Here is a 23,705-nt window from a genome sequence, read left to right as displayed (position 1 = left end):
AGAAGATGGCAAACGAACGTCAGGCACGCCTGGGAGACCGCATCCGCGTCATCCTCGCGGAGCGCCTCGAGAAGGGTCTGCGCGACCCGCGACTCGGCTTCGTCACGATCACCGAGGTGCGCGTCACGGGTGACCTGCAGCACGCGTCGGTGTTCTACACGGTGTACGGCAGCGACCAGGAGCGCCAGGACTCGGCCGCCGCGCTGAAGGCGGCGACGGGGATGCTGCGCAGCGAGGTCGGCAAGCACCTCAACGTGCGTCTCACCCCGACGCTCGAGTTCATCCTCGACGCGCTGCCCGACAACGCCGGACACATCGAGGACCTGCTGCGCGAAGCGCGCGAGCGTGACGCCGCCGTGGCGGGGCTCGCGACCGGCGCCGCGTACGCGGGCGAGGCCGACCCCTACGTCAAGCCCCGCGAACAAGGCGACGACACCGAGGCCGCCGAGGCCTGACCCGCGTCCGTTCCGGGCGCGCGTCGCGTCGGCGCCCTGCGTGCGCGCACATCTCAGGATGAGCGCGCGCCGTCGCCTGCTCCCGCCGCATGATCGCGCGGTGCGGGCGGTGCGGGCGGTGCGTTCGTCCTGAGAAGTGAACGGCTTCGGCCCGTTGCGCGTCAGCGGGGGAGGCGCAACAGGCCGTCTTCCGCTTCGACGAGCCCGTCGGCGACGAGTGAGTCGATCGCCCGGTCGCGCTGGCGCGCGTCGGGCCAGTCCGGCAGCACCGCGTCCTGCGGCAGGGCGTGTGCGGTGTCCTCGCGCAGGCGCTTGAGCACCGCGCCCCTGGCCTGCCGGTCGCTGCCTTCGTAGCGCGCCTGCTTGCGACGTGCGTCGCCGGTGTCGGGGTAGCCGGCCGCGCGCCACGTGCAGCGGCCTGCGAGGGGACAGTCCTCGCAACGCGGGCTGCGCGCCGTGCACACGAGGGCCCCGAGTTCCATCGCGGCCGCGTTGACCACGGCGGCCGCGGCGTCGTCGGCGGGCAGCTGCGCCGCCATCGCGGCGAGGTCGCGTTTACCGGGGGCGCCCGGCTGCGCGCGGCCGTCGACGGCGCGCGCGAGCACCCGGCGCGTGTTCGTGTCGACCACGGGATGCCGGTCGCCGTACGCGAAGACCGCGACGGCGCGTGCGGTGTAGTCGCCGATGCCGGTGAGGGCGAGCAGCGCATCGACGTCGCGGGGGACGACCCCGTCGTGTCGGTCGCGGATCTCGACCGCCGCGCGGTGCAGCCACAGCGCACGCCGCGGATATCCGAGGTTCGCCCACTGCCGCACTGCGTCGGCCGGCGCGGCCGCGGCGAGGTCGGTCGGTGTCGGCCAGCGCATCAGCCACGCTTCCAGGTGCGGGATCACGCGGGCGACCGGCGTCTGCTGCAGCATGAACTCGCTCACAAGCGTGCCCCACGCACCGAAACCGGGGCGTCGCCAGGGCAGGTCGCGCGCCGCATCCGCGTACCACGCGATCAGCGGGTCGGCGAGGGCGGGCATCCGGCCAGCCTACGTCGCGGAGGAGGGGCGCAGCCCCGCCGCTTAGGCTGGAAGGCATGCCCAGCGGGATCCTCCTCGTCGACAAGCCCGGCGCGATCACGAGCCACGACGTCGTCGCACGCGCCCGCCGCGCGCTCGGCACGCGAAAGATCGGGCACGCCGGCACTCTCGACCCGATGGCGACGGGGCTGCTCGTGCTCGGCGTCGACGGCGCGACGCGCCTGCTGACGTACCTCGTCGGACTCGACAAGACGTATGAGGCGACGATCCGGCTCGGCGTCGCGACCGACTCCGACGACGCCGACGGGCAGCAGACGGCACGCACCGATGCGTCCGGCGTCGACGACGATGCGGTGCGCGCGGGCATCCGCGACCTCACCGGCGAGATCGATCAGGTGCCCAGCCGGGTGTCGGCGATCAAGGTCGCGGGGCGGCGTGCGTACGACCTCGCCCGCGCCGGCGAGCACGTCGAACTGAAGGCCCGGCGCGTGACGGTCAGCCGGTTCGACGTGCGGGAGATCCGCCGAACGGACGGGCTGCTCGACGTCGACGTCGTGGTGGACTGCACGAGCGGCACCTACATCCGCGCCCTCGCCCGCGACCTCGGCGACACGCTCGGGGTCGGCGGTCATCTCACGGCGCTGCGGCGCACCCGCATCGGTCCGTTCTCCGTCGCCGACGCCGTCACCGAGATCACCCCGGATGCCGCGCTGCACGCGCCCGCCGAGGTCGCCGCCGCGGTACTCGGCGTCTTCCCGGTCACTGCCGACGAAGCGCGGGACCTGCGTCACGGGAAGCGACTGATCGGCGCCGCCGAACGACTGACGGACCCCACTCCTGCGGCGATCGATCCGGACGGGGCGCTCGTCGGGATCGTCGAGCGGCGGGGTGCCGACGTGAAGAGCGCGATGAACATGCCGGAAGAGGCATCTTCGTGATCGAGTGGTTCGCGATCGCGCAGGTCGCCGTCGCGGCGGCCGCCGGCATCCTGTGCGTCACGCTCGGGCTCGTGGGTCGCCGGCCCAGCGATCTCAGTGTCGGCGCGCTCGCGCTCGTGCTCGTGCTGCTGCTCGCACAGGTCGTCGTCTCGATCGTCGCGCCGTTCGCCGGCAACCCACCGCAGGAGAGTGTGCTCGAGTTCTGGGTGTACCTCGTCTCGGCCGTGCTGCTGCCGCCGGCCGCGGTCTTCTGGGCCCTCATCGAACGCAGCCGGTGGAGCACCGTCATCATGGGCGTCGCCGCACTGTCGGTCGCGGTGATGGTGTGGCGCATGCAGGTCATCTGGACCGGTTCCGGCGCCTAAAATGGGTCGGTCATGACTGAGCGCACCGATCACGGGTCCACCGCCCGCATGACCGGCATCGGCCGGGTGCTCGTGGTCGTGTATGCCGTGATGGCCCTCGCGGCCACCGGCCGCTCGTTCGTGCAGATCGTCGAGGACTTCGCCGCCGCTCCGGTGGCATACACGCTGTCGGCCGTCGCTGCGCTCGTCTACATCCTCGCGACCGTCGCGCTCGTGAAGGCCGACTCGCGGGAGTGGTACGTCGTGGCCTGGGTCGCCATCGCCTTCGAGCTGCTCGGCGTGCTCGTCGTCGGCACGCTGAGTCTCACGCACCCGGAGCTGTTCGCCCACGACGCGACCGTGTGGTCGGGGTACGGCTACGGCTATTTCTGGATTCCGCTCGCGCTGCCCTGCGTCGGCCTGTGGTGGCTGTGGACCCACCGCGCCGGCGCGCCGGAGCCGCAGCCCGAGCCCGTCACGGAGGGATCCCGCTGGTGATCGTCTTCCACGACCCCGCCGAAGTCCCCGCCGGCTTCGGCCCGAGCATCGTCGCGATCGGCAAGTTCGACGGCGTGCACTCCGGCCATCGCGCCGTGATCGACCGTGCCCGCGTCGCGGCGACGGATGCCGGCGCCCGCGTCGTCGCCGTCACCTTCGACCGCAACCCGCTGAGTCTTCTGCGGCCCGAGCTGTGCCCTGAACCGGTGTGCAGCCTCGAGCAGAAGCTCGCGCTGCTCTCCGACGCCGGCGTCGACGCGACGCTCGTGCTGCGCTTCGACGCCGCGCTGGCGGGACTGGCGCCGCGGGAATTCGTGGAGCACGTGCTCGTGGACGCCCTCGCCGTCGTCCGCGTCATGGTCGGCGACGACTTCCGCTTCGGGCGCGGGGGCGCGGGTGATCCCGCCGCGCTCACCGAGCTGGGCGGCGAGTTCGGGTTCGCCGTCGACGTCGTCGGAGACGTCGAGGGCGCCGGCAGGCGGGTCTCGTCGACGTGGGTGCGCGACCTCCTCACCGCAGGGGACGTCGAGGGCGCCGCGCGACTGCTCGGCCGTCCGCACGCGATGCGCGGCGAGGTCGTGCACGGGCTCAAGCGGGGGCGTGAGCTGGGCTTCCCGACGGCGAACCTGGCTGCGGATGCCGAGGGTTTCATCCCCGCCGACGGCATCTACGCCGGGTGGCTCGTCGACGAGGGCGCGGCCGACGCGCCGGCGCACGCGATCACCCGCTATCCCGCGGCGATCTCGATCGGCACGAACCCGACCTTCGACGACGTCGACGCGCGCCAGGTGGAGGCGTACGTGCTCGACGAGACCGACCTCGACCTGTACGGCCATCGCGTGCAGGTGCAGTTCGTCGCCCGCATCCGCGGCATGGTGGCCTTCGAGGGCATCGAGACGCTCATCACGCAGATGGCGGGCGACGTCGCGCAGGTGCGCGCCGCGCTCGCCTAGATGTTCTTCCCCGTGAGGTTGTGAACGCGGGCTGAGGGAACGAGGCCGCCGATTCCGCTGTGGGGTCTGTGGTGATTGTAGTGATGCAGCCATGCGGGGTAGGCGGCTGCGCGCTCGGCTTCGGAGGCGTAGGGGCGGGCGTAGGCCCATTCGGTGGCGAGGGTGCGGTTGAAGCGCTCGACCTTGCCATTCGATTGCGGTCGGAAGGGGCGCGTTCGACGGTGCTTCACGGCGTCACCGAGAGCTGCCGCGAACACGTGTGAGCGGTAGCAGGCGCCGTTGTCGGTCATCACCGCGGTGACGGTGACGTCGTGGTCGGCGAAGAACGCGCGAGCACGGATCCAGAAGCTCGCTGCGGTCTCGCCGCGCTCGTCTCCGAGTCGTTCCGAGTAGGCGAGTCTGGAGTGATCATCGACGGCATGGTGCAGGAACACGTAGCCGCGTGATGCTGATGCGCCTCGGCGAGCGGCCCGGTCGCGTGCAATACCGGCTCGCCGATCCTGTGTGGAGCCGCGGCCGTGCATACGCCACCCACCGCCGTCCGGGATCGCACCGAGCTTCTTGATATCGACGTGAACGAGTTCGCCGGGGCGGCTCATTTCGTAACGGACGGCGCGGGGCTTGCGGACTGGTAGGCCGGTGGACTGATCCAGGTGGCGTAGCAACGGCATCCGATAGCGTGCCAGCACTCGACCGACCGTCGAGCGCGGGATGCCCAAGTGCCAGGCGATGCGATGCGGACCCCAACGGCGGGTAAAACGCAGCGCGATCACGCGCCGCTCGGCCCGTGTCGACAGCCGGTGCGGCGACGTCGTCGGCCGCGAGCTGCGGTCCGTCAACGGTAGTCCGGCGCGATAGCGACGCGACCAGCGCGACGCCGTCGCCGGCGAACACTGGAACCGCTGGGCGGCGACACGCACCGACCAACCGTGATCAACGATCGAGGAAGCAAGACGACGACGCCCTTCCGGCGTCAAGGGCGCATTAGCGTGAGTCACGAAGACCTCCGGTGAACGAAGTGAGGGTGGTACCCACATCGTCCCGGAGGTCTTCGCTACCTCAAACGTTCACAACGTGCCGGGGAAGAACACCTAGACGTCGCGCAGATGCGCGCCGTCGTCGCCTGAGACCGCCCGCAGGCGCTGCGCGACGGCATCCGCCCGCGGGTCGCGGGGTCAGTACGAGGAGTCGTCGACGGCGCCGGTGGCCTGCTCGCCGGCGTCGATGCGTCGCGCTTCGCCGAGGATCACGGCGCTGCCGCTCGTGCCGAGTCGGGTCGCGCCGGCCTCGAGCATCGCGACCGCGTCGGCGTGGCTGCGCACCCCGCCGGAGGCCTTGACCTGCACGCCGGGACCGACGCTGGCGCGCATCAGTTCGACGTGGGGCACCGTCGCGCCACCGCCGGCGAAACCGGTGGAGGTCTTCACGAACGCGGCGCCGCCGGCCTCGGTGAGGCGGCTGCCGCGGGCGATCTGCTCGTCGTCGAGCAGGGCCGTCTCGAGGATGACCTTCACGATGTGGCCGTCGGCGGCGTCGACGACGGCGCGGATGTCGTCCACGACCAGGTCGTCCAGGCCCGATCGCAGCCAGCCGATGTTGACGACCATGTCGAGCTCGACGGCGCCGTCGGCGAGGGCCTGACGCACCTCGGCCACCTTGCCGGCGGTCGAGGTGGTGCCGTGGGGGAAGCCGATGACGGTGCCGACGGCCACGCCCGTGCCCGCAAGGCGCTGCACGGCGTAGGCGATGTCGCTCGGTCGCACGCACACGCTGAACGGTTTCCATTCCGCGGCGACGTCGAGCTCGGCGTCGACGTCGGAGCGGGTCAGCTCGGGCTTGAGGATCGCGTGGTCGAGGGTCGCGGCGAGCTCGCGCTCGGTCAGTGTGGCCATGCCTCCAGCGTACGCCGCGACACGCCGTGGCCCTCGGCGCAGACCGGAGGTAACGGAAAGGTAACGGATGCGGCTACAGTGGGCGCACGACGACGACGTCACACCCGAAGGACCCCGACGATGCCCCACCCGAGGCGCACCGACGGACTGCCCGCACTGCTGACCCTGTGCGCGCTGGCCGCGGCGACCGTGCTCATCGCGACGCTCGGCGTCGCGCCCGCGCAGATCAGCGGCCGCGCGCTGCTGGGGGCGATGCGCGAGCCCGGCGAGAGCGCGTTCATCGCCGGGCATCGCGGGGGAGCGCAGGATGCTCCCGAGAACACGCTGCCGGCCGTGCGTGCGGCCCTGGATGCCGGTTACGACTACGTCGAGGTCGACCTGCAGCTCACCGCCGACCGGCACATCGTGCTGATGCACGACGCCACCGTCGACCGCACCACCGACGGGCGGGGCCGCGTGTCGGCGCTGACGCTCGCCGAAGTGCGGGAGCTGGATGCCGGATCGTCGTTCTCGGCTCGGTTCGCCGGCACCGCGGTGCCCACGGCCGACGAGTTCCTCGCCGTGCTCGCGGCGCACCACGGCCGGGCGATCCTCGATCTGAAGGGGCTGTGGGATTCCGAGGCCGCGGCGGCGTTGGTCGCGGCGGTGGAGGCGCACGGACTGCAGGACCGCGTCGTCGTCGCGAGCTTCGACGCGCGCACGCTCGCCGACATCGCCGCGCGCTCGGCGGTGATCGCGCGACTCGCGATCCTCAAGCGGCTGCCGGCCGACGTCGTCGCCGCCGCGCGCCAGGCGGGGGTGCGGGGCGTCGTCGTCGACCGCAAGGCGTTGCAGGCGCAACCCGACCTCGTCGACCGGCTGCACGCCGAAGACCTGCGCGTCGTCGTCTACACGCTCAACAGCGACGAGCAGTGGGGTGCTGCCACCGAGCTCGGCGTCGACGGCATCGTGACGGACGATCCGCGGATGCTCGCGGGCTGGCAACGCGCTGCCGCCGACGGCTGACGCCGCGGCATCCGGGGCGCGGGAATACCCCCAGGGGGTATCCTGTTATCGTCGTCGAGCCGCGATCCCCCGAGGAGACCCCATGAGCACCCAGACCTACACCGTCGACGGAATGACGTGCGGCCACTGCGCCGCCGCCGTCGGATCCGAGTTGCGCGCCCTCGCCGGCGTCACCGACGTGCGCGTCGACGTCGCCGCCGGGACCGCGACGGTCGACTCGTCGGCCCCGCTCGACGACGACGCCGTCGCCGCGGCCGTCGTGGAAGCCGGCTACACCCTCACCGGACGGCGCTGAGACCATGAGCACCCGCACCGACGACGTCATCCTCGAGGTGGAAGGGATGACCTGCGCGAGCTGTGTGGCGCGCGTCGAGCGCTCGCTCGGCACGCTCGACGGCGTGACGGCATCCGTGAACCTCGCGACGGAGTCCGCGCGGGTGAGCGCGCCGACGGGCACCGACCCCGAGGCCCTCGTGGCGGCCGTGCGGGCCGTCGGCTACGACGCGCGGGTGCGCGCGCCGTACTCCCCGCCGGCGGATGCCGCCGCCGGCACCGACGGCACGCACGGCGACCACGGCGACGGGGGTCACGTCCACGACGTCGAGGACCGCCCGGGCACGATCCCGCTGCGCACGCGGCTCATCGTCAGCGCCCTGCTCGCGCTCCCGGTCGTCGCCCTCGGGATGATCCCGGCGCTGCAGTTCCCCGGGTGGGAGGCGGTGAGTCTGCTGCTGACGACGCCCATCGTCTTCTGGGGCGGGGCCCCGTTCCACCGGGCGACGCTGCGCAACGCCCGGCACGGTGCGATGACGATGGACACGCTCATCACCCTCGGCACCTTCGCCGCCTACCTCTGGAGCGCGGCGGAACTGGTCTTCGGCGTGACGGCATCCGGCGCGACCCACGAGGCCATGGCGGGCGACGCGATGTCGCACGTCTACTTCGAGGTCGCCGCGGCCGTCACCGTCTTCCTGCTGCTGGGTCGCTTCGTCGAACAGCGCTCGAAGCGCCGCGCCGGCGCCGCACTGCACGCCCTGCTCGACCTCGCCGCGAAAGACGTCGAGCTCGTCGACGGGCGCCGCATCGACGCGCGACGACTCAGCGTGGGCGACCTGTTCGTCGTGCGTCCGGGCGAGAAGATCGCGACCGACGGCGTCGTGCGGGACGGCCGCGCGTCGGTCGACGAGAGCATGATCACGGGGGAGTCCGTGCCCGTCGACGCGGCCGCGGGATCCGTCGTCACCGGCGGCACGATCGCCGCCGACGGCCGACTGGTCGTCGAGGCGACCTCCGTCGGCGCCGACACCCGCCTCGCGCACCTGGCGCGCCTCGTCGAGGACGCGCAGACCGGCAAGAGCCGCGTGCAGCGGCTCGCGGACCGCATCTCCGGCGTGTTCGTCCCCGTCGTCATCGTGCTCGCCGTGCTCACCCTCGCCGGCTGGCTCGTGGCCGGGCAGCCTCTCGCCGCCGGCTTCACCGCCGCCGTCGCGGTGCTCATCATCGCCTGCCCGTGCGCGCTGGGGCTCGCCACGCCCATCGCGATCCTCGTCGGCACCGGCCGTGGCGCCCAGCTCGGGGTGCTCATCACCGGTCCCGAGGCCCTCGAGGTCGCCGAGCGCGTCGACACGATCGTGCTCGACAAGACCGGCACCCTCACCGAGGGACGCATGAGCGTCGCCGGCCGCACCGTGTTCGCCGATCCGGATGCGGATGCCGACCGCCTCGTCGCCTCGCTCGAGCACGCCTCCGAGCACCCCGTCGCGCGGGCCCTCGCGGGCCTCGTCGACGAACACGAGGACGTCACCGACTTCGCGGGCCTCGCCGGCCGCGGCGTCACCGGAACCGTCGCCGGCCGCGCCGTGTTCGCCGGCCGTCCCGCATTCGTCGCCGAGTACCTGGGCGCCGAGCTCGCGGACGACGTGCAGCAGGCCGTCGACGCGGCCGCGGTCTCCGGCGCCACCGCCGTCGTCGCCGGCTGGGACGGCGCGGTCCACGCGGTGTACGCGGTGGCAGACACCGTGCGCGGCGACAGCGCCGACACCGTCGCACGCCTGCGCGATCGCGGCCTCGACGTCATCCTGCTCACGGGCGACAACGAGGGCGCCGCCCGCGCCGCGGCCGATGCCGTCGGCATCCGCGAAGTCGTCGCCGGGGTGCTCCCCGAGCAGAAAGTCGACGAGATCGTCCGGCTGCAAGCGGCGGGGCGCCGCGTCGCCATGGTCGGCGACGGGGTCAACGACGCCGCCGCGCTGGCGACCGCCGACCTCGGCATCGCCATGGGAGGCGGGACGGATGCCGCGATGCACGCGTCGGACATCGCCCTCACCGGGCACGGGCTCGCCCCCGTCCTGACGGCGCTCGACCTCAGCAGGCGCACGATGCGCATCATCCGCGGCAACCTGTTCTGGGCGTTCGCGTACAACGTCGCCGCCCTGCCGCTGGCGGCGCTCGGACTGCTCAACCCGATGATCGCCGGCGCCGCGATGGCGTTCTCGAGCGTGTTCGTCGTGCTCAACAGCCTGCGCCTGCGGTCGGCGGGCACCGCGACGCGCTAGACTGCACGCGGGGGTCGCTCCCCGTCGTCGCCGCAGCTCGCCGAAGCGAGTACCCGCAGCCGCACGGATCGAGCCCCGCGCATTCCCCGCGGCTCGTGCCGCGACTCCGACCCGGCCGGTGTCCGCACCGGCACCCGCCGGTGAGCACCGGCATTCACGCTCAGGAGGAGCATGCCGCCCACGGCATCCACCGCCCCGACGGCGAACCGCCGTCGCCGTGGCTCTTCGGCACGTCGCGACGACGACGCGCCGCTCATCCCGATCCTCGCCCGCAAGGTGCGCGAGGTCGAAGCCAAGGCCCAGCGTGGGAAGCTCGGCCCCACCAACCGCGTCAAGTTCCAGGTGATCGCCTTCCTCGTGCGCGAGGAGCGCGCCCGCGTGAAGGCGGACACCGAGATCGCCGACGGCGCGCGCGTCGAGCTGCTCAAGCGCCTCGACGGCGTCGCGACGATCCTCGCCAAGACCGCCGCGCGCGACACCTCGCTCATCCAGCTGCTCGAGGTCGACCAGGCCACCTCGCCGGTCGCCCGCCGCATGCGCCGGGACTGGCTGCTCGAATCCGGTGCCGAGCTGCCGGAAGACGAGCTCATCATCACCGACGCCCCGCCCGTGCAGGCCACCGTCGTGCCCGCAGCCCTCGCCGAGCGTCAGGTGACGCCGCCGCAGATCGAGGCCCGCCGCGAGTCCAACCCGTTCCTCGCCCCCGACCTCACGATGCGCGCCCCCGCCACGACGCCGCGCCGTCGCCTCGACGGCTGGGAGCTCATGGGGCCGCTCTACAAGGCGTTCGAGACGGGAGCCGGCGGCGCGTCGGCCTCCATGGATCTGCCGCCCGTCCCCGAATTCGACCGGCTCTCGCCCAAGGGGCTCGAGGTCATGCCGCACCAGTCGCGCTTCCTCGAGGCGGTGCGCGCCGGCCACCGGTCGTTCCTGCTCGCCGACGAACCGGGACTCGGCAAGACGGCCCAGTCGGTGCTCGCGGCATCCGTCGCGGGTGCGTACCCGCTCCTCGCGGTCGTTCCCAACGTCGTCAAGATGAACTGGGCGCGCGAGGTCGAACGCTGGACGCCGCACCGCCGTGCCACCGTCATCCACGGCGACGGCGCCGCCGTCGACGCGTTCGCCGACGTGTTCATCGTCAACTACGAGGTGCTCGACCGGCACCTGTCCTGGCTCGGGTCGCTCGGGCTGAAGGGCATGGTCGTCGACGAGGCGCACTTCATCAAGAACCTCACCTCGCAGCGCTCCCAGAACGTGCTCGCGCTCGCTGCCCGCATCCGCGAGCAGGTGCGCGACCCGCTGATGCTCGCCCTCACCGGCACGCCGCTGATCAACGACGTCGAGGATTTCGACGCGATCTGGCGCTTCCTCGGCTGGACCAACGGCGAGAAGCCCGGCCCCGAGCTGATGGCGAAGCTCGACGCCACCGGACTCACCCCGGCCGACAAGGCGTTCTACCCGGAGGCGCGTGAGGCGGTCATCTCGCTCGGCATCGTCCGCCGAAAGAAGAAGGACGTCGCCGCCGACCTTCCCGACAAGCTCATCGCCGACCTCCCCGTGGAGCTCGACGACGAGTTCGGCCGGTCGATCCGCGCCGCCGAGCAGGAGCTCGGTCAGCGCCTCGCGGCGAAGTACCGCCGCATCATCGAGGCGCGCGGCGACAAGGTCATCCCGGGCGAGATCGACGACGACATCGCGCGCCTCGTCGCGCACGGCGAGCTCGAAGACGCCAAGAACGCCGGCGCCGGCTCCGACAACGTGTTCACGATGGTGCGCAAGATCGGCCAGGCCAAGGCGCTGCTCGCGGCGGACTACGCCGCGCAGCTGCAGCGGTCGGTCGGCAAGGTCGTGTTCTTCGCCAAGCACATCGACGTGATGGACGCCGCCGAGGCGCACTTCGCCGGTGTCGGGCTGCGCACCGTGTCGATCCGCGGTGACCAGTCCACGCCCGCGCGGCAGCAGGCGATCGACGCGTTCAACGGCGACCCGGATGTCGCGATCGCGGTGTGCTCGCTGACCGCCGCCGGCGTCGGCCTCAACATGCAGGCCGCCTCCAACGTCGTGCTCGCCGAGCTGTCGTGGACCGCCGCCGAGCAGACGCAGGCGATCGACCGCGTGCACCGCATCGGTCAGGACGAGCCCGTCACGGCGTGGCGCATCATCGCCGCGCACACGCTGGACACGAAGATCGCCGAGCTCATCGACGCGAAGCAGGGCCTCGCCCAGCGCGCCCTCGACGGCATCGCGGTCGACCCGTCCTCGAGCGACTCCGTGCAGCTGTCGGCGCTCCTGCACCTGCTGCGTCAGGCGCTCGGCGCGGCCTGACCGTCGCCACCGACGCCTCTTCAGACGCCCGCGGTCCGCTCCGGCGGCCGCGGGCGTTTCTGACGGCCGCTCCGGTGGCAGGGCGCCGCCGGTGGACGATAGTGTCGGACTCGGCAGTGTCGCCGGAAGCTCTCTCACCATCACAAAGGATCCCCACATGAAGATCGGCATCCTCACCAGCGGCGGCGACTGCCCCGGTCTGAACGCCGTCATCCGCGGTCTCGTGCTCAAGGGCACCACCAACTACAACATCGAGTTCGTCGGCATCCGCGACGGCTGGCGCGGCGTGGTCGAGGGCGACTTCTTCCCGCTGACGCGCCACGAGGTCAAGGGCCTGTCGAAGGTCGGCGGAACGATCCTCGGTACGAGCCGCACCAACCCGTATGAGGGCCCCCGCGGCGGCGCCGAGAACGTCAAGGCGACGCTCTACGGTCATCACATCGACGGCATCGTCGCGATCGGCGGCGAGGGCACCCTCGCGGCGGCCAACCGCCTCTACAACGACGGCGTGAACGTCATGGGCGTGCCGAAGACGATCGACAACGACCTCAAGGCGACCGACTACTCGTTCGGCTTCGACACCGCCGTCAACATCGCCACCGACGCGATGGACCGCCTGCGCACGACCGGTGACTCGCACCAGCGCTGCATGGTCGCCGAGGTCATGGGCCGCCACGTCGGCTGGATCGCCCTCCACTCCGGGATCGCCGCCGGCGCCCACGTCATCTGCATCCCCGAGGTGCCGATGTCGATCGCCGAGATCACCGCCCAGGTGCAGAAGGCCCACGACCGCGGCCGCGCGCCGCTCGTCGTCGTGTCGGAGGGCTTCACCCTCACCGGCATGGACGAGGCGTACAGCGACAAGGGCCTCGACGCCTTCAACCGTCCCCGCCTCGGCGGCATCGGCGAGGTGCTCGCGCCCGAGATCGAGCGCATCACGGGCATCGAGACCCGCGCGACCGTGCTCGGACACATCCAGCGCGGCGGCTCGCCGTCGGCCTTCGACCGCGTGCTCGCCACGCGTCTGGGCCTGCACGCCGCCGACGCCGTCGCCGAGAGCGCGTGGGGCCAGATGGTCTCGATGAAGGGCACCGACATCGTGCGCGTGGGCTTCGAGGAAGCCCTCGACGAGCTGCACACCGTGCCGCTGTACCGCTACGAGGAGGCGGCGGCCCTCTTCGGCTGACCCGCATCCGCCCGGCTGAGTCCGGCATCCGTCCGCAGCGCCCGAGGGAGACCCCGGGCGCTGTGTCGTCTCCGCGGGGTTGTGTCACGCGAATGGCCGGTGCGGCGGAGTCTCGGCGGCGATCCATGTGACATGCCCGCGGTGCGTGTCGCGCAGATGGTCGGTGCGGCGGGGTGCGGGCAGCACTTCGTGTGACATGGCTGCGGTGGTGACGGGCATCGGATGCGGCGGCGCGGGCTCCCGCGCGCATGTCACGCGGATGGTGGGTGCCCGCGGGACCGGCCGGCCGTTCGCGGGACACGGGTGTGACGGGTGTCACGCGAATGGCTGGTGCGGCGGCATCGGGGCGACACATCGTGTGACATGGGGCGCGGCAGTGGGCGGCGGGGCGGGTCAGCGGCGCGGTGGGCGCCAGCCGTGGCTCAGGAGCGCCGTCACGATGCGATCGAGCGCGACTGCGGGGTCGGGTCGCAGATGGTGACTCAGGATGCGGACATGCGTCCACCCCTGCGCGCGGACGTCGTCCCAGCGGTCCGCGTCGCGGGCGAACTGGCGCTCGTCGAACGCGTGCACGCGGCCGTCGTGCTCGATCGCGACCCGATACGCCGGGTAGGCGAGGTCCAGCCGCGCGACGAAACGACCCTCGCGCGTGTGCAACGTCCAATTCAGCTCCGGTTCCGGCAGCCCTGCGCGCGTGATCAGCAGCCGCACCGCCGTCTCCTCCGCTGTCTCCGCTCCCACGCGCACCTCCGCGAGGGCGCGCTGCAGGATGCCGCCCGGCAGATCGCCCAGCATCGCCACCTCCGCGCGGAGGTCGTCGACCGTTGCGAAGCGCACCCGCGGAGACACGAGGTGATCGGCTGCCGCGATGAGGTCGTCGAGCCCCCATGTCACAGCGACCTGGCGCCACGCGCGGACCGGATGCTCGACGCGTACGCCCGCGGCGATCCACTCGGCCACCGGTCGTGCCTGCAGGCGGTGCCCGACGACCTCCCTTCGGCGCGGCTGGCCGGCGGGCCGGTGCGCAGAGACGTGGATGGGCAGCGCCGCACCCGACCCGTAGGGGAGTGGCGCACCCAGAAGGGCGAGTGCCGTGTCGTGGCTGAAGAACTGATCGACCGTGAGCGCGGGAGCGAGGTGCTGGACGCGCAGCACAAGCTCCTCGCGCAGACGTGCGCGGCGCTCACTCGGTGTCTCGTCCGCGGGCGGAGCGACGCGAGCCACTCGTGCCACCCGGGCGCCGTGGGTCGGACTCTCGAGATCGCTGCGCCGGAGCCGTCCACGGTTCACCCCGGCGGCGCGCGCCTCGCCCACCGTGAAGGGACGGTCGAGGAGCGAATCGGGAAGCGGTGTCGTCCGGGTCATGTCCCCAGTGGACGCCCGTTGACCGCTCGGTGGGGTGCCGAACCCCGGATCCGTGGAGTGCGGCATCCGTAAGCCGGTTGGGGAGGAAGAGTCGTCGGGAGATCGGGCGCCCTCTGGGATGGAGCCGCTCCGCGTGCATGTCACACGTCCGGCCGCGTTCCGAGCCGCGGGACGACCGTTCGCGGGACATGAATGGTCGCTGTGTCACGCAGACGGTCGGATGTGCGGCCACGGAGCGGCATATCGCGTGACATGGCACGGACAGCATCCATCGAGAGCGCACCCCGCTCCCGTCGCGCGGTCGACCCGGGGCGCGTGTCGCGCGGACGGCGGTGCCGGCGCGGTCAAGGCGGCCGTTCGCGTGACACGGGCCGACGGCGTGTCACATGAATGGCCGGAGGAGCGACCCTCAGCCGGCACTTCGCGTGACACGGATGGTCGGCGTGTCACTCGAACGGCCGCGAGCTCCGCGCGGAGGCGGCGCATCGCGTGACATGCCCGCCGCGCCCTCGCCGCGCCCGGCCGCGCCCTCGACGCGGCGAGCCGCCGCGGACCCGGCAGACCCCCGACTACACCTCCGCGAGGCCGAGCACGTCGAGCAGCCACGCGAGCTCGTACGCGCGCTGGTGCCAGGCGTTGTAGCGGCCCGATACGCCGCCGTGGCCGGCGACCATCTCGCACTTCAGCAGCGCGTCGACGCCCTCCTCGCGCAGGCGCGCCACCCACTTGGCGGGCTCGACGTAGTAGACGCGGGTGTCGTTGAGCGAGGTGGTCGCGAGGATCCGCGGATACCGCACCCCGGGACGCACGTTCTCGTACGGCGTGTACGACTTCATGTACGCGTACACCTCGGCGTCGTGCAGCGGGTCGCCCCACTCGTCCCACTCGATGACCGTCAGCGGCAGTGACGGGTCGAGGATGGTGGTCAGGGCGTCGACGAACGGCACATCGGCGAGCACCCCGGCGAACAGCTCCGGTGCGAGGTTGGCGACGGCGCCCATGAGCAGGCCGCCCGCCGACCCGCCCTCGGCGACGAGGCGGGACGGCTCGGCGACGCCGGTGGCCACGAGATGCTCGGCGCAGGCGACGAAGTCGGTGAAGGTGTTGCGCTTGTGCTGCAGCTTGCCGTCCTCGTACCACTGCCGGCCCATCTCACCGCCGCCGCGCACGTGGGCGATCGCGAAGACGACGCCGCGGTCGAGCATCGACAGCCGCGCCACCGAGAATCCCGGTTCGATGGAGTGCTCGTAGGATCCGTAGCCGTAGAGGTGCACCGGGCGCACGCCGTCGCCGGGGTCCCCGAACGAACGCTTCCAGACGAGCGAGATCGGCACCTCGGCGCCGTCGGACGCGGTCGCCCACACGCGCTCCTGCCCGTATTCGGCGGGGTCGTATCCGCCCAGCACGGGCTGCTGCTTGCGCAGCAGCAGCTCGCCGGTGGCGACGACGTAGTCGTAAACGGTGCCCGGGGTGACGAACGAGCCGTATCCGACGCGCAGCACGGGCGGCGCCCATTCCGGGTTGCCGCCGAGGCCCGCCGCGTACAGCGGCTCGTCGAAGGTCATCTCGGCGACGGCGCCCGACGCGTAGTCGAGCATGCCCATGCGGGCCAGGCCCTCGCGGCGGTACGAGACGACACCCCAGTCGCGGAACGCCGACACGTCCAGCAGTCGGCGTCCGGGCGTGTGGGGCAGCACGACCTCGCGCGCGCCCTGCGGGTCGGACGCGGCCACGCGCACGAGCTCGAAGTCGAGCGCGTCCTGATTGTGCACGATGTACAGCACGTCCTCGCCGTCGACGACCGCGTGGGTCGCGGAGTATTCGACCCCCTCGCGCCGCGGCCAGATCGAGCGCGGCTCGGCGCGCAGGTCGTCGGCCGGGACCAGGTACTCCTCGGTCGTGATCGACGAGCCGACCTCGATGAACAGGAACCGGTCGCTGCGGCTGAACCCCGCACCGACCCAGTACCGCTCGTCGCTCTCGTGGAACAGCGTCGCGTCGCCGGCGGCATCCGTGCCCACCTCGTGCAGCCAGACGGTGTCGGGGCGCCAGGCGTCGTCGACGGTCGTGTAGACGACGTGCCGGCCGTCGGGGGAGAAGCACGCGCCCGCCGACGTCCCGGTCACGACGTCGGCCAGATCCTCGCCGGTGGCGAGGTCGCGGATGCGGAGCGTGTAGCGCTCGTCGCCTTCGGTGTCGACGCCGTAGAGCAGGCGCGTGCCGTCGGTGGAGACGTCGAAGCTGCCGAGGGAGAAGAACTCGTGGCCCTCCGCCTCGACGTTGCCGTCGAGCAGCACCTCCTCGCCGGGCACGGGCGCGTCGGGGGACAGCACCGGCGGAGTCCAGTCGTCGGGACCGGCCAGCGGCGCGCGGCAGTGGATGCCGTACTGCTTGCCCGCCACGGTGCGGCCGTAGTACCACCACGCCCCGTGGCGCGACGGCACCGACAGGTCGGTCTCGAGCGTGCGTCCCTTGATCTCGTCGAAGATCCGTCCGCGCAGGCCGGCGAGGTGCGCGGTGCGCGCGTCGGTGTAGGCGTTCTCGGCCTCGAGGTGCGCGATGACCTCCGGATCCTCCTTGGCGCGCAGCCACTCGTACGGATCGGCGACCTCGTCGCCGTGATGCGTGCGGACGGTCGGACGGGCGGCGGCGACGGGAGCCGCGGGCGGTGCGCTGGTCACCGCTCCAGCCTATGCGCGCGGGTCTCGGCCGGTCGCGACGGCATCCGCCGGGCAATTGATCCTGGCAGGACGTCGGCGGCTGTGCCGGGTGTGTGCGAGGATTCTTACGGTCCGGTTGCCGGATGCTGAACCCACGGTGAACTCTTCGTTCGCACCGCCGATCGTCTCGGCACTCCTCCCCACATCTCACACGGAAAGCGAACGGTGGAAACAGCAGTACTCATCGTCGTGCTGGTCGTCGGACTCGCGCTGTTCTTCGACTTCACGAACGGCTTCCACGACACCGCGAACGCCATGGCGACGCCGATCGCGACCGGCGCGCTCAAGCCCAAGGTCGCCGTCCTGCTGGCGGCCTGCCTCAATCTCGTCGGCGCGTTCCTGTCGACGGAGGTGTCCAAGACCATCTCGCACGGCATCATCCGCGAGGACGGGATCGACGCCGGCACGTTCCTGCCGATCATCTTCGCCGGGCTCATCGGCGCGATCACCTGGAACATGCTCACCTGGCTGCTGGGACTGCCGTCCAGCTCGTCGCACGCCCTCTTCGGCGGCCTCATCGGCGCGACGCTCGTGGGCGCCAGCGCCGCGGCCATCGACTTCGGCACCGTGCTCAGCAAGGTCGTGCTCCCCGCGCTCATCGCCCCGCTCACGGCCGGGCTCATCGCGTTCGCCGTCACGAAGCTCGCCTACGCCCTCACCCGCCGCTACGACGGCAAGCCCGACGGCCGCGACGGGTTCCGATGGGGACAGATCTTCACCTCGAGCCTCGTCGCCCTCGCCCACGGCACCAACGACGCGCAGAAGACGATGGGCGTCATCACCCTCGCCCTCATCACGGCGGGGCTGCAGGACGGCGCGCACTCCGAGCCGCAGCTGTGGGTCATCTTCACCTGCGCGTTCGCGATCGCCCTCGGCACCTACATGGGCGGCTGGCGCATCATCCGCACCCTCGGCAAGGGCCTCACCGACGTCAAGCCCGCCCAGGGCTTCTCCGCCGAGAGTTCGACGGCCGCGACGATCCTCGCCTCCTCCGCCCTCGGCTTCGCGCTGTCGACGACCCAGGTCGCCTCGGGCTCGGTCATCGGGTCGGGCCTCGGTCGCCGCGGCTCGCACGTGCGCTGGCGCACCGTCGGACGCATCGCGGTGGGCTGGATCCTCACCCTCCCCGCGGCGGGCGTCGTCGGCGCCTTCGCGGCACTGCTGGTCGTCTGGTTCGGCACGTGGGGCGTGCTCGTCGACGCGGTGCTGGCCGTCGCGATCATCCTCGGGCTGTTCCTGCGCTCCCGCAAGGACGCCGTGCACGCCGACAACGCCATGAGCGAGGTCGCCGACTCCGGGCTCGCCGTGAAGGTCAAGCGCAACCCGCCGCCCACCCGCCGCCAGCGCCGCCTGGAGCGCGCCGAGGCCGGGCAGGACAAGACCGGGGAGGGGGAGCGATGACCATCGAGATCGACTGGATCGCCTTCCTGCAGGTGTTCGCCGCCGCTCTGGCGGCCGCGGTGCTCGTCGTCGGCTTCTACGCGCTGGGGCTACGGATGCTGGTGCGCGCCGGTCGCGTGCCGGTCGTCGCCCCGGCAGAGTTCACCGACGCGATCGCGGTGATCACCGACAAGCAGCGCCGGCGGGCCGAGAAGGCGGCCGCGAAGGCCGCGAAGAAGAGCCCGCTGACCGACGGCCAGAAGCGGTTCGCTCTGGTGGCGGCGTACGGCGCGTTCGCCCTGTGCGCCCTCGCGGTGCTGGGCGGGCTGCTGCTCATCGTCTTCGGGCACTGACCTCGCGGGCCGTGCAGGGCGTCGGATGCGGCGCTTAGGCTGAGGCCATGACGACGACGCCCGGTCCCGTGCAGTTCGGCCGGTACGCCCCGGCGGCGCGCACGATCGTCCACCTCAGCGACACGCACCTCGTCGGCAGCGGCCTGCTCGGAGGCCGGTTCGACTCCGCAGCGAACCTGACCGTGACCCTCGCCGCCGTCGAGCGCACCGGCGTCCGCCCCGACGCGATCGTCGTCACGGGCGACCTCACCGACCTCGGCGAGCCCGACGCCTACCGAGCCCTGCGCGACGCCGTCGAGCCGGTCGCGGAGCGTCTCGGGGCGCCGATCGTGTGGGTCGCGGGAAACCACGACGAGCGTCCGGCGCTGCGCGCGGGGCTGCTGGGCGCCGCGGCCACCGAGCAGCCCGTGACCGGCGTGTGGGATCTCGGGGGGCTGCGCCTCATCGCGCTGGATTCGACCGTGCCCGGCTGGCACCACGGCGACCTCGACGCCGAGCAGCTCGCGTGGCTGCGCGACGAGCTGCGCACCCCCGCACCGGCGGGCACACTTCTCGCGCTGCACCATCCGCCGCTGCCGAGTCACGTCCCGCTGTTCGACATCCTCGAGCTGCGCCACCAGGACGAGCTCGCCGACATCGTCCGCGGCAGCGATGTGCGCGGCATCCTCGCCGGCCATCTGCACTACTCGACGCACGGGTCGTTCGCGGGGGTACCGGTGAGCGTCGCGGCCGCCACCTGCTACACGATGAACCTGCAGCGCCCGCCCGCCGAGGTGAACGGCATGGACGCGGGGCAGTCGTTCCATCTCGTGCACGTCTACGACGAGACGATCACGCACTCGGTCGTGCCGGTCGTCGCCGCCGAGACGGCGGACTTCTTCTCCGACGAGTGGGTCGCGCGGATGTCGGAGCTCACACCGCAGGAGAGGCTCGAGGCGTTCTCGCGCAAACGCTGATCTCGGTTTCGACCTCGGCTTGACTTCGAGCGCGCTCGAAGTTCTACCGTGAGGACATGACCGTTCTCGATGACACCCGCTCGATCGCCGAGGCGGCGGCGGAGACGGGTCTGTCGACCCACGCGTTGCGCTACTACGAGCGCTCCGGGCTGATGCTCACCCCCGTCGAACGCGCCTCCTCGTCGCACCGCCGGTACACGGATGCCGACATCTCGTGGGTGCGCTTCCTCACCCGGCTGCGGTCGACCGGAATGCCGATCGCCGTCATCCGCCGCTACACCGACCTTGTGCGGCGGGGCGATGCGACCGTCGCGGAACGGCGCGCCCTGCTGAGCGCCCATCGTGACGTCGTGCGTGCCCGCCTCGCCGACGTGACGGCGAGCCTCGCCGCCATCGACCACAAGATCCACCTCTACGACACGGAGATCGCCGCATCATGACCACCCCCTCCCTCCCCACCATCGCCCTCGGCTCCACCGGCCTGACCGTGAGCCGCATCGGCCTCGGGCTCATGGGCATCAGCGCCTTCTACACCGGCGCCGGCCAGGACGACGACGGCGGCGCCCGCACGATCCTCGGCGCGCTCGACCGCGGCGTCACGTTCCTCGACACCGCCGAGATCTACGGTCCGTACGCCAACGAGGAACTGCTCGGGCGTACGCTCTCGGGCAGCGGCCGGCGGGACGAGGTCGTGCTCGCGACCAAGTTCGGCACCATCCTCCACACGCAGGACGACACCCGCGGCCTCGACGGCAGCCCGGCCAACCTGCGCCTCTCGATCGAAGGGTCGCTGCGGCGCCTGCAGACCGACCGCATCGACCTCTACTACCAGCACCGCATGGACCCGGGTGTGCCGATCGAGGACACCGTCGGCGCGCTCGCCGACCTCGTCGCCGCGGGGAAGATCCGCGGCTACGGGCTGTCGGAGGCGTCGGCCGACACGATCCGCCGCGCGCACGCCGTGCACCCGGTGACCGCGGTGCAGACCGAGTACTCGCTGTGGTCGCGCGATCCCGAGGCACAGCTCCTTCCCACCCTGCGCGAGCTCGGCATCGGGTTCGTGCCGTACTCGCCGCTCGGGCGCGGCTTCCTCACCGGCGCCATCCGCTCGGTCGACACCCTCGCCGAATCCGACTTCCGCCGCCAGAACCCGCGGTTCGCCGGTGAGGCCCTCGAGCAGAACCTCGGCATCGTGACGGTCATCGAGAAGGTCGCCGGTGAGGTCGACGCGACGCCTGCCCAGGTCGCGCTGGCGTGGCTGCTCGCGCAGGGCGACGACATCGCTCCGATCCCCGGCACGCGCCGGATCGAACGGGTCGAGGAGAACATCGCCGCGGCGCACCTCTCGCTCTCGCCGGCTCAGCTCGCCGAGCTGGATGCCGTCGCGCCGGCGGTCGGCGACCGCTACGCGGACATGACGCCGCTCAACCGCTGAGCCGTCGAACCGCTGAGGGCAACGCGCGCGGCTTCGCCCTCGCGGTGATGCGGGGCCGCCGACTGTACATCGAGTCCAGTCGGCGGCACCGTCGCCGCGGTTAGGCTGGAGGCACCCCTTCACGATGATGTGACGACCCACGAGGACTGAACATGGCACTGGACGCCCCCACGCGCACCGAGACCGACTCCCTGGGATCCCTCGAGATCCCCGCCGACGCCTATTGGGGCATCCACACCGCCCGGGCGCTGGAGAACTTCCCGATCTCGCGTCGAGCCATCTCGGTCTACGCCGACCTCGTGAAGGCCCTCGCGATGGTCAAGCAGGCCTCGGCGCGCGCCAACCGCGAGATCGGCGTCCTCGATCCCGAGCGCGCCGACCTCATCGACCGGGCGTCGCAGCGCGTCATCGACGGTGAGTTCCACGATCAGTTCATCGTCGGCGTCATCCAGGGCGGCGCGGGCACCTCGACCAACATGAACGCGAACGAGGTGATCACCAACATCGCGTTGGAGATGGCGGGGCGGCCGAAGGGCGACTACGCCTACCTCTCGCCGATCGATCACACCAACCGCAGTCAGTCGACCAACGACGTCTACCCGACGGCCGTGAAGATCGGCCTCAGCCTCGACCTCATCAGCCTGCTCGAGGAGCTCGACCTCCTCCGCCGCTCGTTCCTGGGGAAGGCGGCGGAGTTCCACGACATGCTCAAGATCGGCCGCACGCAGCTGCAGGATGCCGTGCCGATGACGCTCGGTCAGGAGTTCCACGGCTTCGCCACGACGCTCGGGTACGACCACCAGCGCCTCACCGAGAACGCCTACCTGCTGTACGAGATCAACATGGGCGCGACGGCCATCGGCACCGGCATCACGACCCACTCGGACTACGCGCCCGCCGTCGTGCGCCACCTGCGCGAGATCACCGGGCTCGACCTCGTGACCGCCGACGACCTCGTCGAGGCGACGAGCGACACCGGCTCGTTCATGTCGTTCTCGTCGTCGCTCAAGCGCAACGCGATCAAGCTGTCGAAGATCTGCAACGATCTGCGACTGCTGTCGTCGGGGCCGCAGGCGGGGCTCGGGGAGATCAACCTCCCGGCACGCCAGGCCGGATCGTCGATCATGCCGGGCAAGGTCAATCCGGTCGTTCCCGAGGTGGTGAACCAGGTCGCCTTCGCGGTGGCCGGCGCCGATCTCACCGTCACGATGGCCGTCGAAGCTGGGCAGCTGCAGCTCAACGCGTTCGAGCCCGTGATCGCCCACTCGATCTTCCAGTCGATCACCTGGATGCGACGGGCGATGCGCACGCTCCGGGTCAACTGCGTCGACGGCATCACGGCCAACCGCGAGAGGCTGGGCGCGATGGTCGGGTCGTCGGTCGGCGTCGTGACCGCGCTGACGCCGTTCATCGGATACGCCGCCGCGGCGGCGCTCGCGAAGACGGCGCTGCTCACGCACCGCAACGTCGGCGACCTCGTCGTCGAGGCGGGGCTCATGAGCCGCGACGACGTCGATAAGCAGCTGTCGCCGGCCCGGCTGTCGGGCCTGCAGGCGGTGACCCAGGCGATCCCCGTCATCCAGCCTGCGGAGAATCTCGTCGAAGGCTGAATGCCGCCGCGGATCCTACACCGCGACGAGACACGCACTCCGACCCTTGGAGTCTCCTGAGAGGTCCACTACCGTGAGCGTGTCGGCGTCCCGCCGGCCGCGAACCCAGGAGGCCTCATGAGCGACCCCCAGAACCCCCAGAACGACCCGACCGGCGACGCCGCAAATGTGCCGCCCGCCCCGTCGCCACCGGCGTCGGACGTGCCGCCGGCCGCGTCGGAGCACGTGACGCCGCCGCCCGCCGCGGACGCGCCGCCGGCTTACACCCCGCCCGCCCCCGAGGCGGCGCCGGCGTACGCGGCGCCCGCCTACCAGGCCGCTCCCGCCTACCAAGCGCCGCCCGCGTACAACGGCGGCGGCGCTCCCGGCGCCCCCGTCCCCGGCAAGACGCTCGGCATCGTCGCGCTCGTGGTCGTCTTCTTCGCATCCCTCGTGGGTCTGATCCTCGGCTACGTCGCGAAGTCGCAGAGCAAGAAGGCGGGCGTGCCGAACACCCCCGCGACGGTCGCGATCATCCTCGGCTGGATCTTCCTCGTGCTGACGATCATCGGCGTGATCATCTTCTTCGTGTTCCTCGGCGTCGGGCTGAACGCGTACAACGAGATCTGCTCCGAGCTCGGCTCGGGCGTGTACGAGTCCAACGGCACCACCATCACGTGCCCGTGACCCGCTGACACCTGCGAAGCGCCCGTCCCGCCCGGGGCGGG

General features: G+C 71.7%; 22 protein-coding genes. 17 read left to right on the top strand and 5 right to left on the bottom strand.

Features of this window, described 5'->3' with window-relative positions; all coding sequences use genetic code 11:
* Window positions 1-5 precede the first annotated feature (5 nt).
* On the top strand, window positions 6-455 hold the full coding sequence (rbfA, locus tag C7474_RS10540) for a 30S ribosome-binding factor RbfA (RefSeq protein ID WP_121059798.1): 450 nt from the start codon (window positions 6-8) through the stop codon (window positions 453-455).
* A gap of 161 nt (window positions 456-616) precedes the next feature.
* On the opposite strand, the gene C7474_RS10535 is transcribed toward rbfA, so the two are convergent.
* Complete coding sequence (locus C7474_RS10535) at window positions 617-1,483, bottom strand: HhH-GPD family protein (protein WP_121059796.1); 867 nt, start codon at window positions 1,481-1,483, stop codon at window positions 617-619.
* Window positions 1,484-1,539: 56 nt separating this feature from the next.
* Here C7474_RS10535 and truB point away from each other — a divergent pair, with 56 nt between their 5' ends.
* Genes truB through C7474_RS10515 form a run of 4 tightly spaced genes read left to right on the top strand, consistent with a single transcriptional unit; the run spans window position 1,540 to window position 4,216 of the window.
* Window positions 1,540-2,421: a tRNA pseudouridine(55) synthase TruB gene (truB, locus tag C7474_RS10530; RefSeq protein ID WP_121059794.1), complete on the top strand. Its 882-nt coding sequence runs from the start codon at window positions 1,540-1,542 to the stop codon at window positions 2,419-2,421.
* Window positions 2,418-2,786, top strand: coding sequence for a hypothetical protein (locus C7474_RS10525; RefSeq protein ID WP_121059792.1), 369 nt, complete (start codon window positions 2,418-2,420; stop codon window positions 2,784-2,786). The genes truB and C7474_RS10525 overlap by 4 nt, the downstream gene beginning before the upstream one ends.
* A 12-nt stretch (window positions 2,787-2,798) precedes the next feature.
* Window positions 2,799-3,263 carry a hypothetical protein gene (locus tag C7474_RS10520; protein ID WP_121059790.1) on the top strand — a complete coding sequence of 155 codons (465 nt, stop codon included), beginning with the start codon at window positions 2,799-2,801 and terminating at the stop codon, window positions 3,261-3,263.
* On the top strand, window positions 3,260-4,216 hold the full coding sequence (locus C7474_RS10515; RefSeq protein ID WP_121059788.1) for a bifunctional riboflavin kinase/FAD synthetase: 957 nt from the start codon (window positions 3,260-3,262) through the stop codon (window positions 4,214-4,216). The genes C7474_RS10520 and C7474_RS10515 overlap by 4 nt, the downstream gene beginning before the upstream one ends.
* Here C7474_RS10515 and C7474_RS10510 read toward each other — a convergent pair.
* Window positions 4,213-5,214, bottom strand: coding sequence for an IS481 family transposase (locus C7474_RS10510; protein ID WP_121059786.1), 1,002 nt, complete (start codon window positions 5,212-5,214; stop codon window positions 4,213-4,215). The two genes, C7474_RS10515 and C7474_RS10510, sit on opposite strands and share 4 nt — an antisense overlap.
* A 177-nt stretch (window positions 5,215-5,391) precedes the next feature.
* Window positions 5,392-6,108 carry a deoxyribose-phosphate aldolase gene (deoC, locus tag C7474_RS10505; protein ID WP_121059784.1) on the bottom strand — a complete coding sequence of 239 codons (717 nt, stop codon included), beginning with the start codon at window positions 6,106-6,108 and terminating at the stop codon, window positions 5,392-5,394.
* Between the two features lie 120 nt (window positions 6,109-6,228).
* On the opposite strand from deoC, the gene C7474_RS10500 reads away from it, so the two are divergent.
* The 5 genes from C7474_RS10500 (at window position 6,229) to C7474_RS10480 (ending at window position 13,179) form a co-directional block, all read left to right on the top strand.
* Window positions 6,229-7,113 carry a glycerophosphodiester phosphodiesterase gene (locus C7474_RS10500; RefSeq protein WP_121059782.1) on the top strand — a complete coding sequence of 295 codons (885 nt, stop codon included), beginning with the start codon at window positions 6,229-6,231 and terminating at the stop codon, window positions 7,111-7,113.
* An 82-nt stretch (window positions 7,114-7,195) separates the two neighbouring features.
* On the top strand, window positions 7,196-7,408 hold the full coding sequence (locus tag C7474_RS10495) for a heavy-metal-associated domain-containing protein (protein ID WP_121059780.1): 213 nt from the start codon (window positions 7,196-7,198) through the stop codon (window positions 7,406-7,408).
* Window positions 7,409-7,412: 4 nt separating this feature from the next.
* Window positions 7,413-9,668: a heavy metal translocating P-type ATPase gene (locus C7474_RS10490; RefSeq protein ID WP_121059777.1), complete on the top strand. Its 2,256-nt coding sequence runs from the start codon at window positions 7,413-7,415 to the stop codon at window positions 9,666-9,668.
* 171 nt (window positions 9,669-9,839) lie between these two features.
* Window positions 9,840-11,993 (top strand): DEAD/DEAH box helicase, encoded by a 2,154-nt coding sequence (locus C7474_RS10485; protein ID WP_121059775.1) that lies wholly within the window; start codon window positions 9,840-9,842, stop codon window positions 11,991-11,993.
* 157 nt (window positions 11,994-12,150) lie between these two features.
* Window positions 12,151-13,179, top strand: a complete 1,029-nt coding sequence (locus tag C7474_RS10480) for a 6-phosphofructokinase (protein WP_121059774.1) — start codon at window positions 12,151-12,153, stop codon at window positions 13,177-13,179.
* Window positions 13,180-13,572: 393 nt separating this feature from the next.
* Here the strand turns inward: C7474_RS10480 and C7474_RS10475 are convergent, their stop codons facing one another.
* Both C7474_RS10475 and C7474_RS10470 read right to left on the bottom strand, forming a co-directional pair.
* Complete coding sequence (locus C7474_RS10475; RefSeq protein WP_121059772.1) at window positions 13,573-14,544, bottom strand: hypothetical protein; 972 nt, start codon at window positions 14,542-14,544, stop codon at window positions 13,573-13,575.
* A gap of 569 nt (window positions 14,545-15,113) precedes the next feature.
* A complete protein-coding gene (locus tag C7474_RS10470) occupies window positions 15,114-17,225 on the bottom strand; it encodes a S9 family peptidase (protein WP_121059770.1) in 2,112 nt (703 codons plus the stop codon).
* Window positions 17,226-17,429: 204 nt separating this feature from the next.
* Here C7474_RS10470 and C7474_RS10465 point away from each other — a divergent pair, with 204 nt between their 5' ends.
* The 7 genes from C7474_RS10465 (at window position 17,430) to C7474_RS10435 (ending at window position 23,664) form a co-directional block, all read left to right on the top strand.
* Entirely contained in the window at window positions 17,430-18,665 is a 1,236-nt protein-coding gene (locus tag C7474_RS10465; RefSeq protein ID WP_121059768.1) for an inorganic phosphate transporter, read from the top strand.
* The gene (locus tag C7474_RS10460) at window positions 18,662-18,997 is read left to right on the top strand and encodes a peptidase (RefSeq protein WP_121059766.1); all 336 of its coding nucleotides are present in this window, start codon (window positions 18,662-18,664) and stop codon (window positions 18,995-18,997) included. Before C7474_RS10465 ends, C7474_RS10460 begins: the two co-directional genes overlap by 4 nt.
* 47 nt (window positions 18,998-19,044) lie before the next feature.
* Window positions 19,045-19,953, top strand: a complete 909-nt coding sequence (locus tag C7474_RS10455; RefSeq protein ID WP_121059764.1) for a phosphodiesterase — start codon at window positions 19,045-19,047, stop codon at window positions 19,951-19,953.
* 56 nt (window positions 19,954-20,009) lie between these two features.
* Complete coding sequence (locus C7474_RS10450) at window positions 20,010-20,393, top strand: MerR family transcriptional regulator (protein ID WP_121059761.1); 384 nt, start codon at window positions 20,010-20,012, stop codon at window positions 20,391-20,393.
* Window positions 20,390-21,388, top strand: coding sequence for an aldo/keto reductase (locus tag C7474_RS10445; RefSeq protein WP_121059759.1), 999 nt, complete (start codon window positions 20,390-20,392; stop codon window positions 21,386-21,388). The genes C7474_RS10450 and C7474_RS10445 overlap by 4 nt, the downstream gene beginning before the upstream one ends.
* A 152-nt stretch (window positions 21,389-21,540) precedes the next feature.
* Window positions 21,541-22,998, top strand: a complete 1,458-nt coding sequence (locus C7474_RS10440; RefSeq protein ID WP_121059757.1) for an aspartate ammonia-lyase — start codon at window positions 21,541-21,543, stop codon at window positions 22,996-22,998.
* Window positions 22,999-23,115: 117 nt separating this feature from the next.
* Entirely contained in the window at window positions 23,116-23,664 is a 549-nt protein-coding gene (locus C7474_RS10435) for a DUF4190 domain-containing protein (protein ID WP_241965207.1), read from the top strand.
* The last annotated feature ends 41 nt before the right edge of the window (window positions 23,665-23,705 follow it).

The sequence above is a fragment of the Microbacterium telephonicum genome, assembly GCF_003651225.1.
In the GTDB taxonomy this organism is placed as follows: Bacteria; Actinomycetota; Actinomycetes; order Actinomycetales; family Microbacteriaceae; genus Microbacterium; species Microbacterium telephonicum.
The sequence above is the reverse complement of the archived record's forward strand: the minus strand, read 5'-3'. Positions and strand labels throughout refer to the sequence as shown.

Excerpts from the sequence above, each read along its gene's own strand:
- rbfA (WP_121059798.1), top strand. The coding sequence starts at position 6 with ATGGCAAACGAACGTCAGGCACGCCTGGGAGACCGCATCCGCGTCATC.
- C7474_RS10535 (WP_121059796.1), bottom strand. The coding sequence starts at position 1,483 with ATGCCCGCCCTCGCCGACCCGCTGATCGCGTGGTACGCGGATGCGGCG.
- truB (WP_121059794.1), top strand. The coding sequence starts at position 1,540 with ATGCCCAGCGGGATCCTCCTCGTCGACAAGCCCGGCGCGATCACGAGC.
- C7474_RS10520 (WP_121059790.1), top strand. The coding sequence starts at position 2,799 with ATGACTGAGCGCACCGATCACGGGTCCACCGCCCGCATGACCGGCATC.
- deoC (WP_121059784.1), bottom strand. The coding sequence starts at position 6,108 with ATGGCCACACTGACCGAGCGCGAGCTCGCCGCGACCCTCGACCACGCG.
- C7474_RS10500 (WP_121059782.1), top strand. The coding sequence starts at position 6,229 with ATGCCCCACCCGAGGCGCACCGACGGACTGCCCGCACTGCTGACCCTG.
- C7474_RS10495 (WP_121059780.1), top strand. The coding sequence starts at position 7,196 with ATGAGCACCCAGACCTACACCGTCGACGGAATGACGTGCGGCCACTGC.
- C7474_RS10490 (WP_121059777.1), top strand. The coding sequence starts at position 7,413 with ATGAGCACCCGCACCGACGACGTCATCCTCGAGGTGGAAGGGATGACC.
- C7474_RS10485 (WP_121059775.1), top strand. The coding sequence starts at position 9,840 with ATGCCGCCCACGGCATCCACCGCCCCGACGGCGAACCGCCGTCGCCGT.
- C7474_RS10480 (WP_121059774.1), top strand. The coding sequence starts at position 12,151 with ATGAAGATCGGCATCCTCACCAGCGGCGGCGACTGCCCCGGTCTGAAC.
- C7474_RS10475 (WP_121059772.1), bottom strand. The coding sequence starts at position 14,544 with ATGACCCGGACGACACCGCTTCCCGATTCGCTCCTCGACCGTCCCTTC.
- C7474_RS10460 (WP_121059766.1), top strand. The coding sequence starts at position 18,662 with ATGACCATCGAGATCGACTGGATCGCCTTCCTGCAGGTGTTCGCCGCC.
- C7474_RS10455 (WP_121059764.1), top strand. The coding sequence starts at position 19,045 with ATGACGACGACGCCCGGTCCCGTGCAGTTCGGCCGGTACGCCCCGGCG.
- C7474_RS10450 (WP_121059761.1), top strand. The coding sequence starts at position 20,010 with ATGACCGTTCTCGATGACACCCGCTCGATCGCCGAGGCGGCGGCGGAG.
- C7474_RS10445 (WP_121059759.1), top strand. The coding sequence starts at position 20,390 with ATGACCACCCCCTCCCTCCCCACCATCGCCCTCGGCTCCACCGGCCTG.
- C7474_RS10440 (WP_121059757.1), top strand. The coding sequence starts at position 21,541 with ATGGCACTGGACGCCCCCACGCGCACCGAGACCGACTCCCTGGGATCC.
- C7474_RS10435 (WP_241965207.1), top strand. The coding sequence starts at position 23,116 with ATGAGCGACCCCCAGAACCCCCAGAACGACCCGACCGGCGACGCCGCA.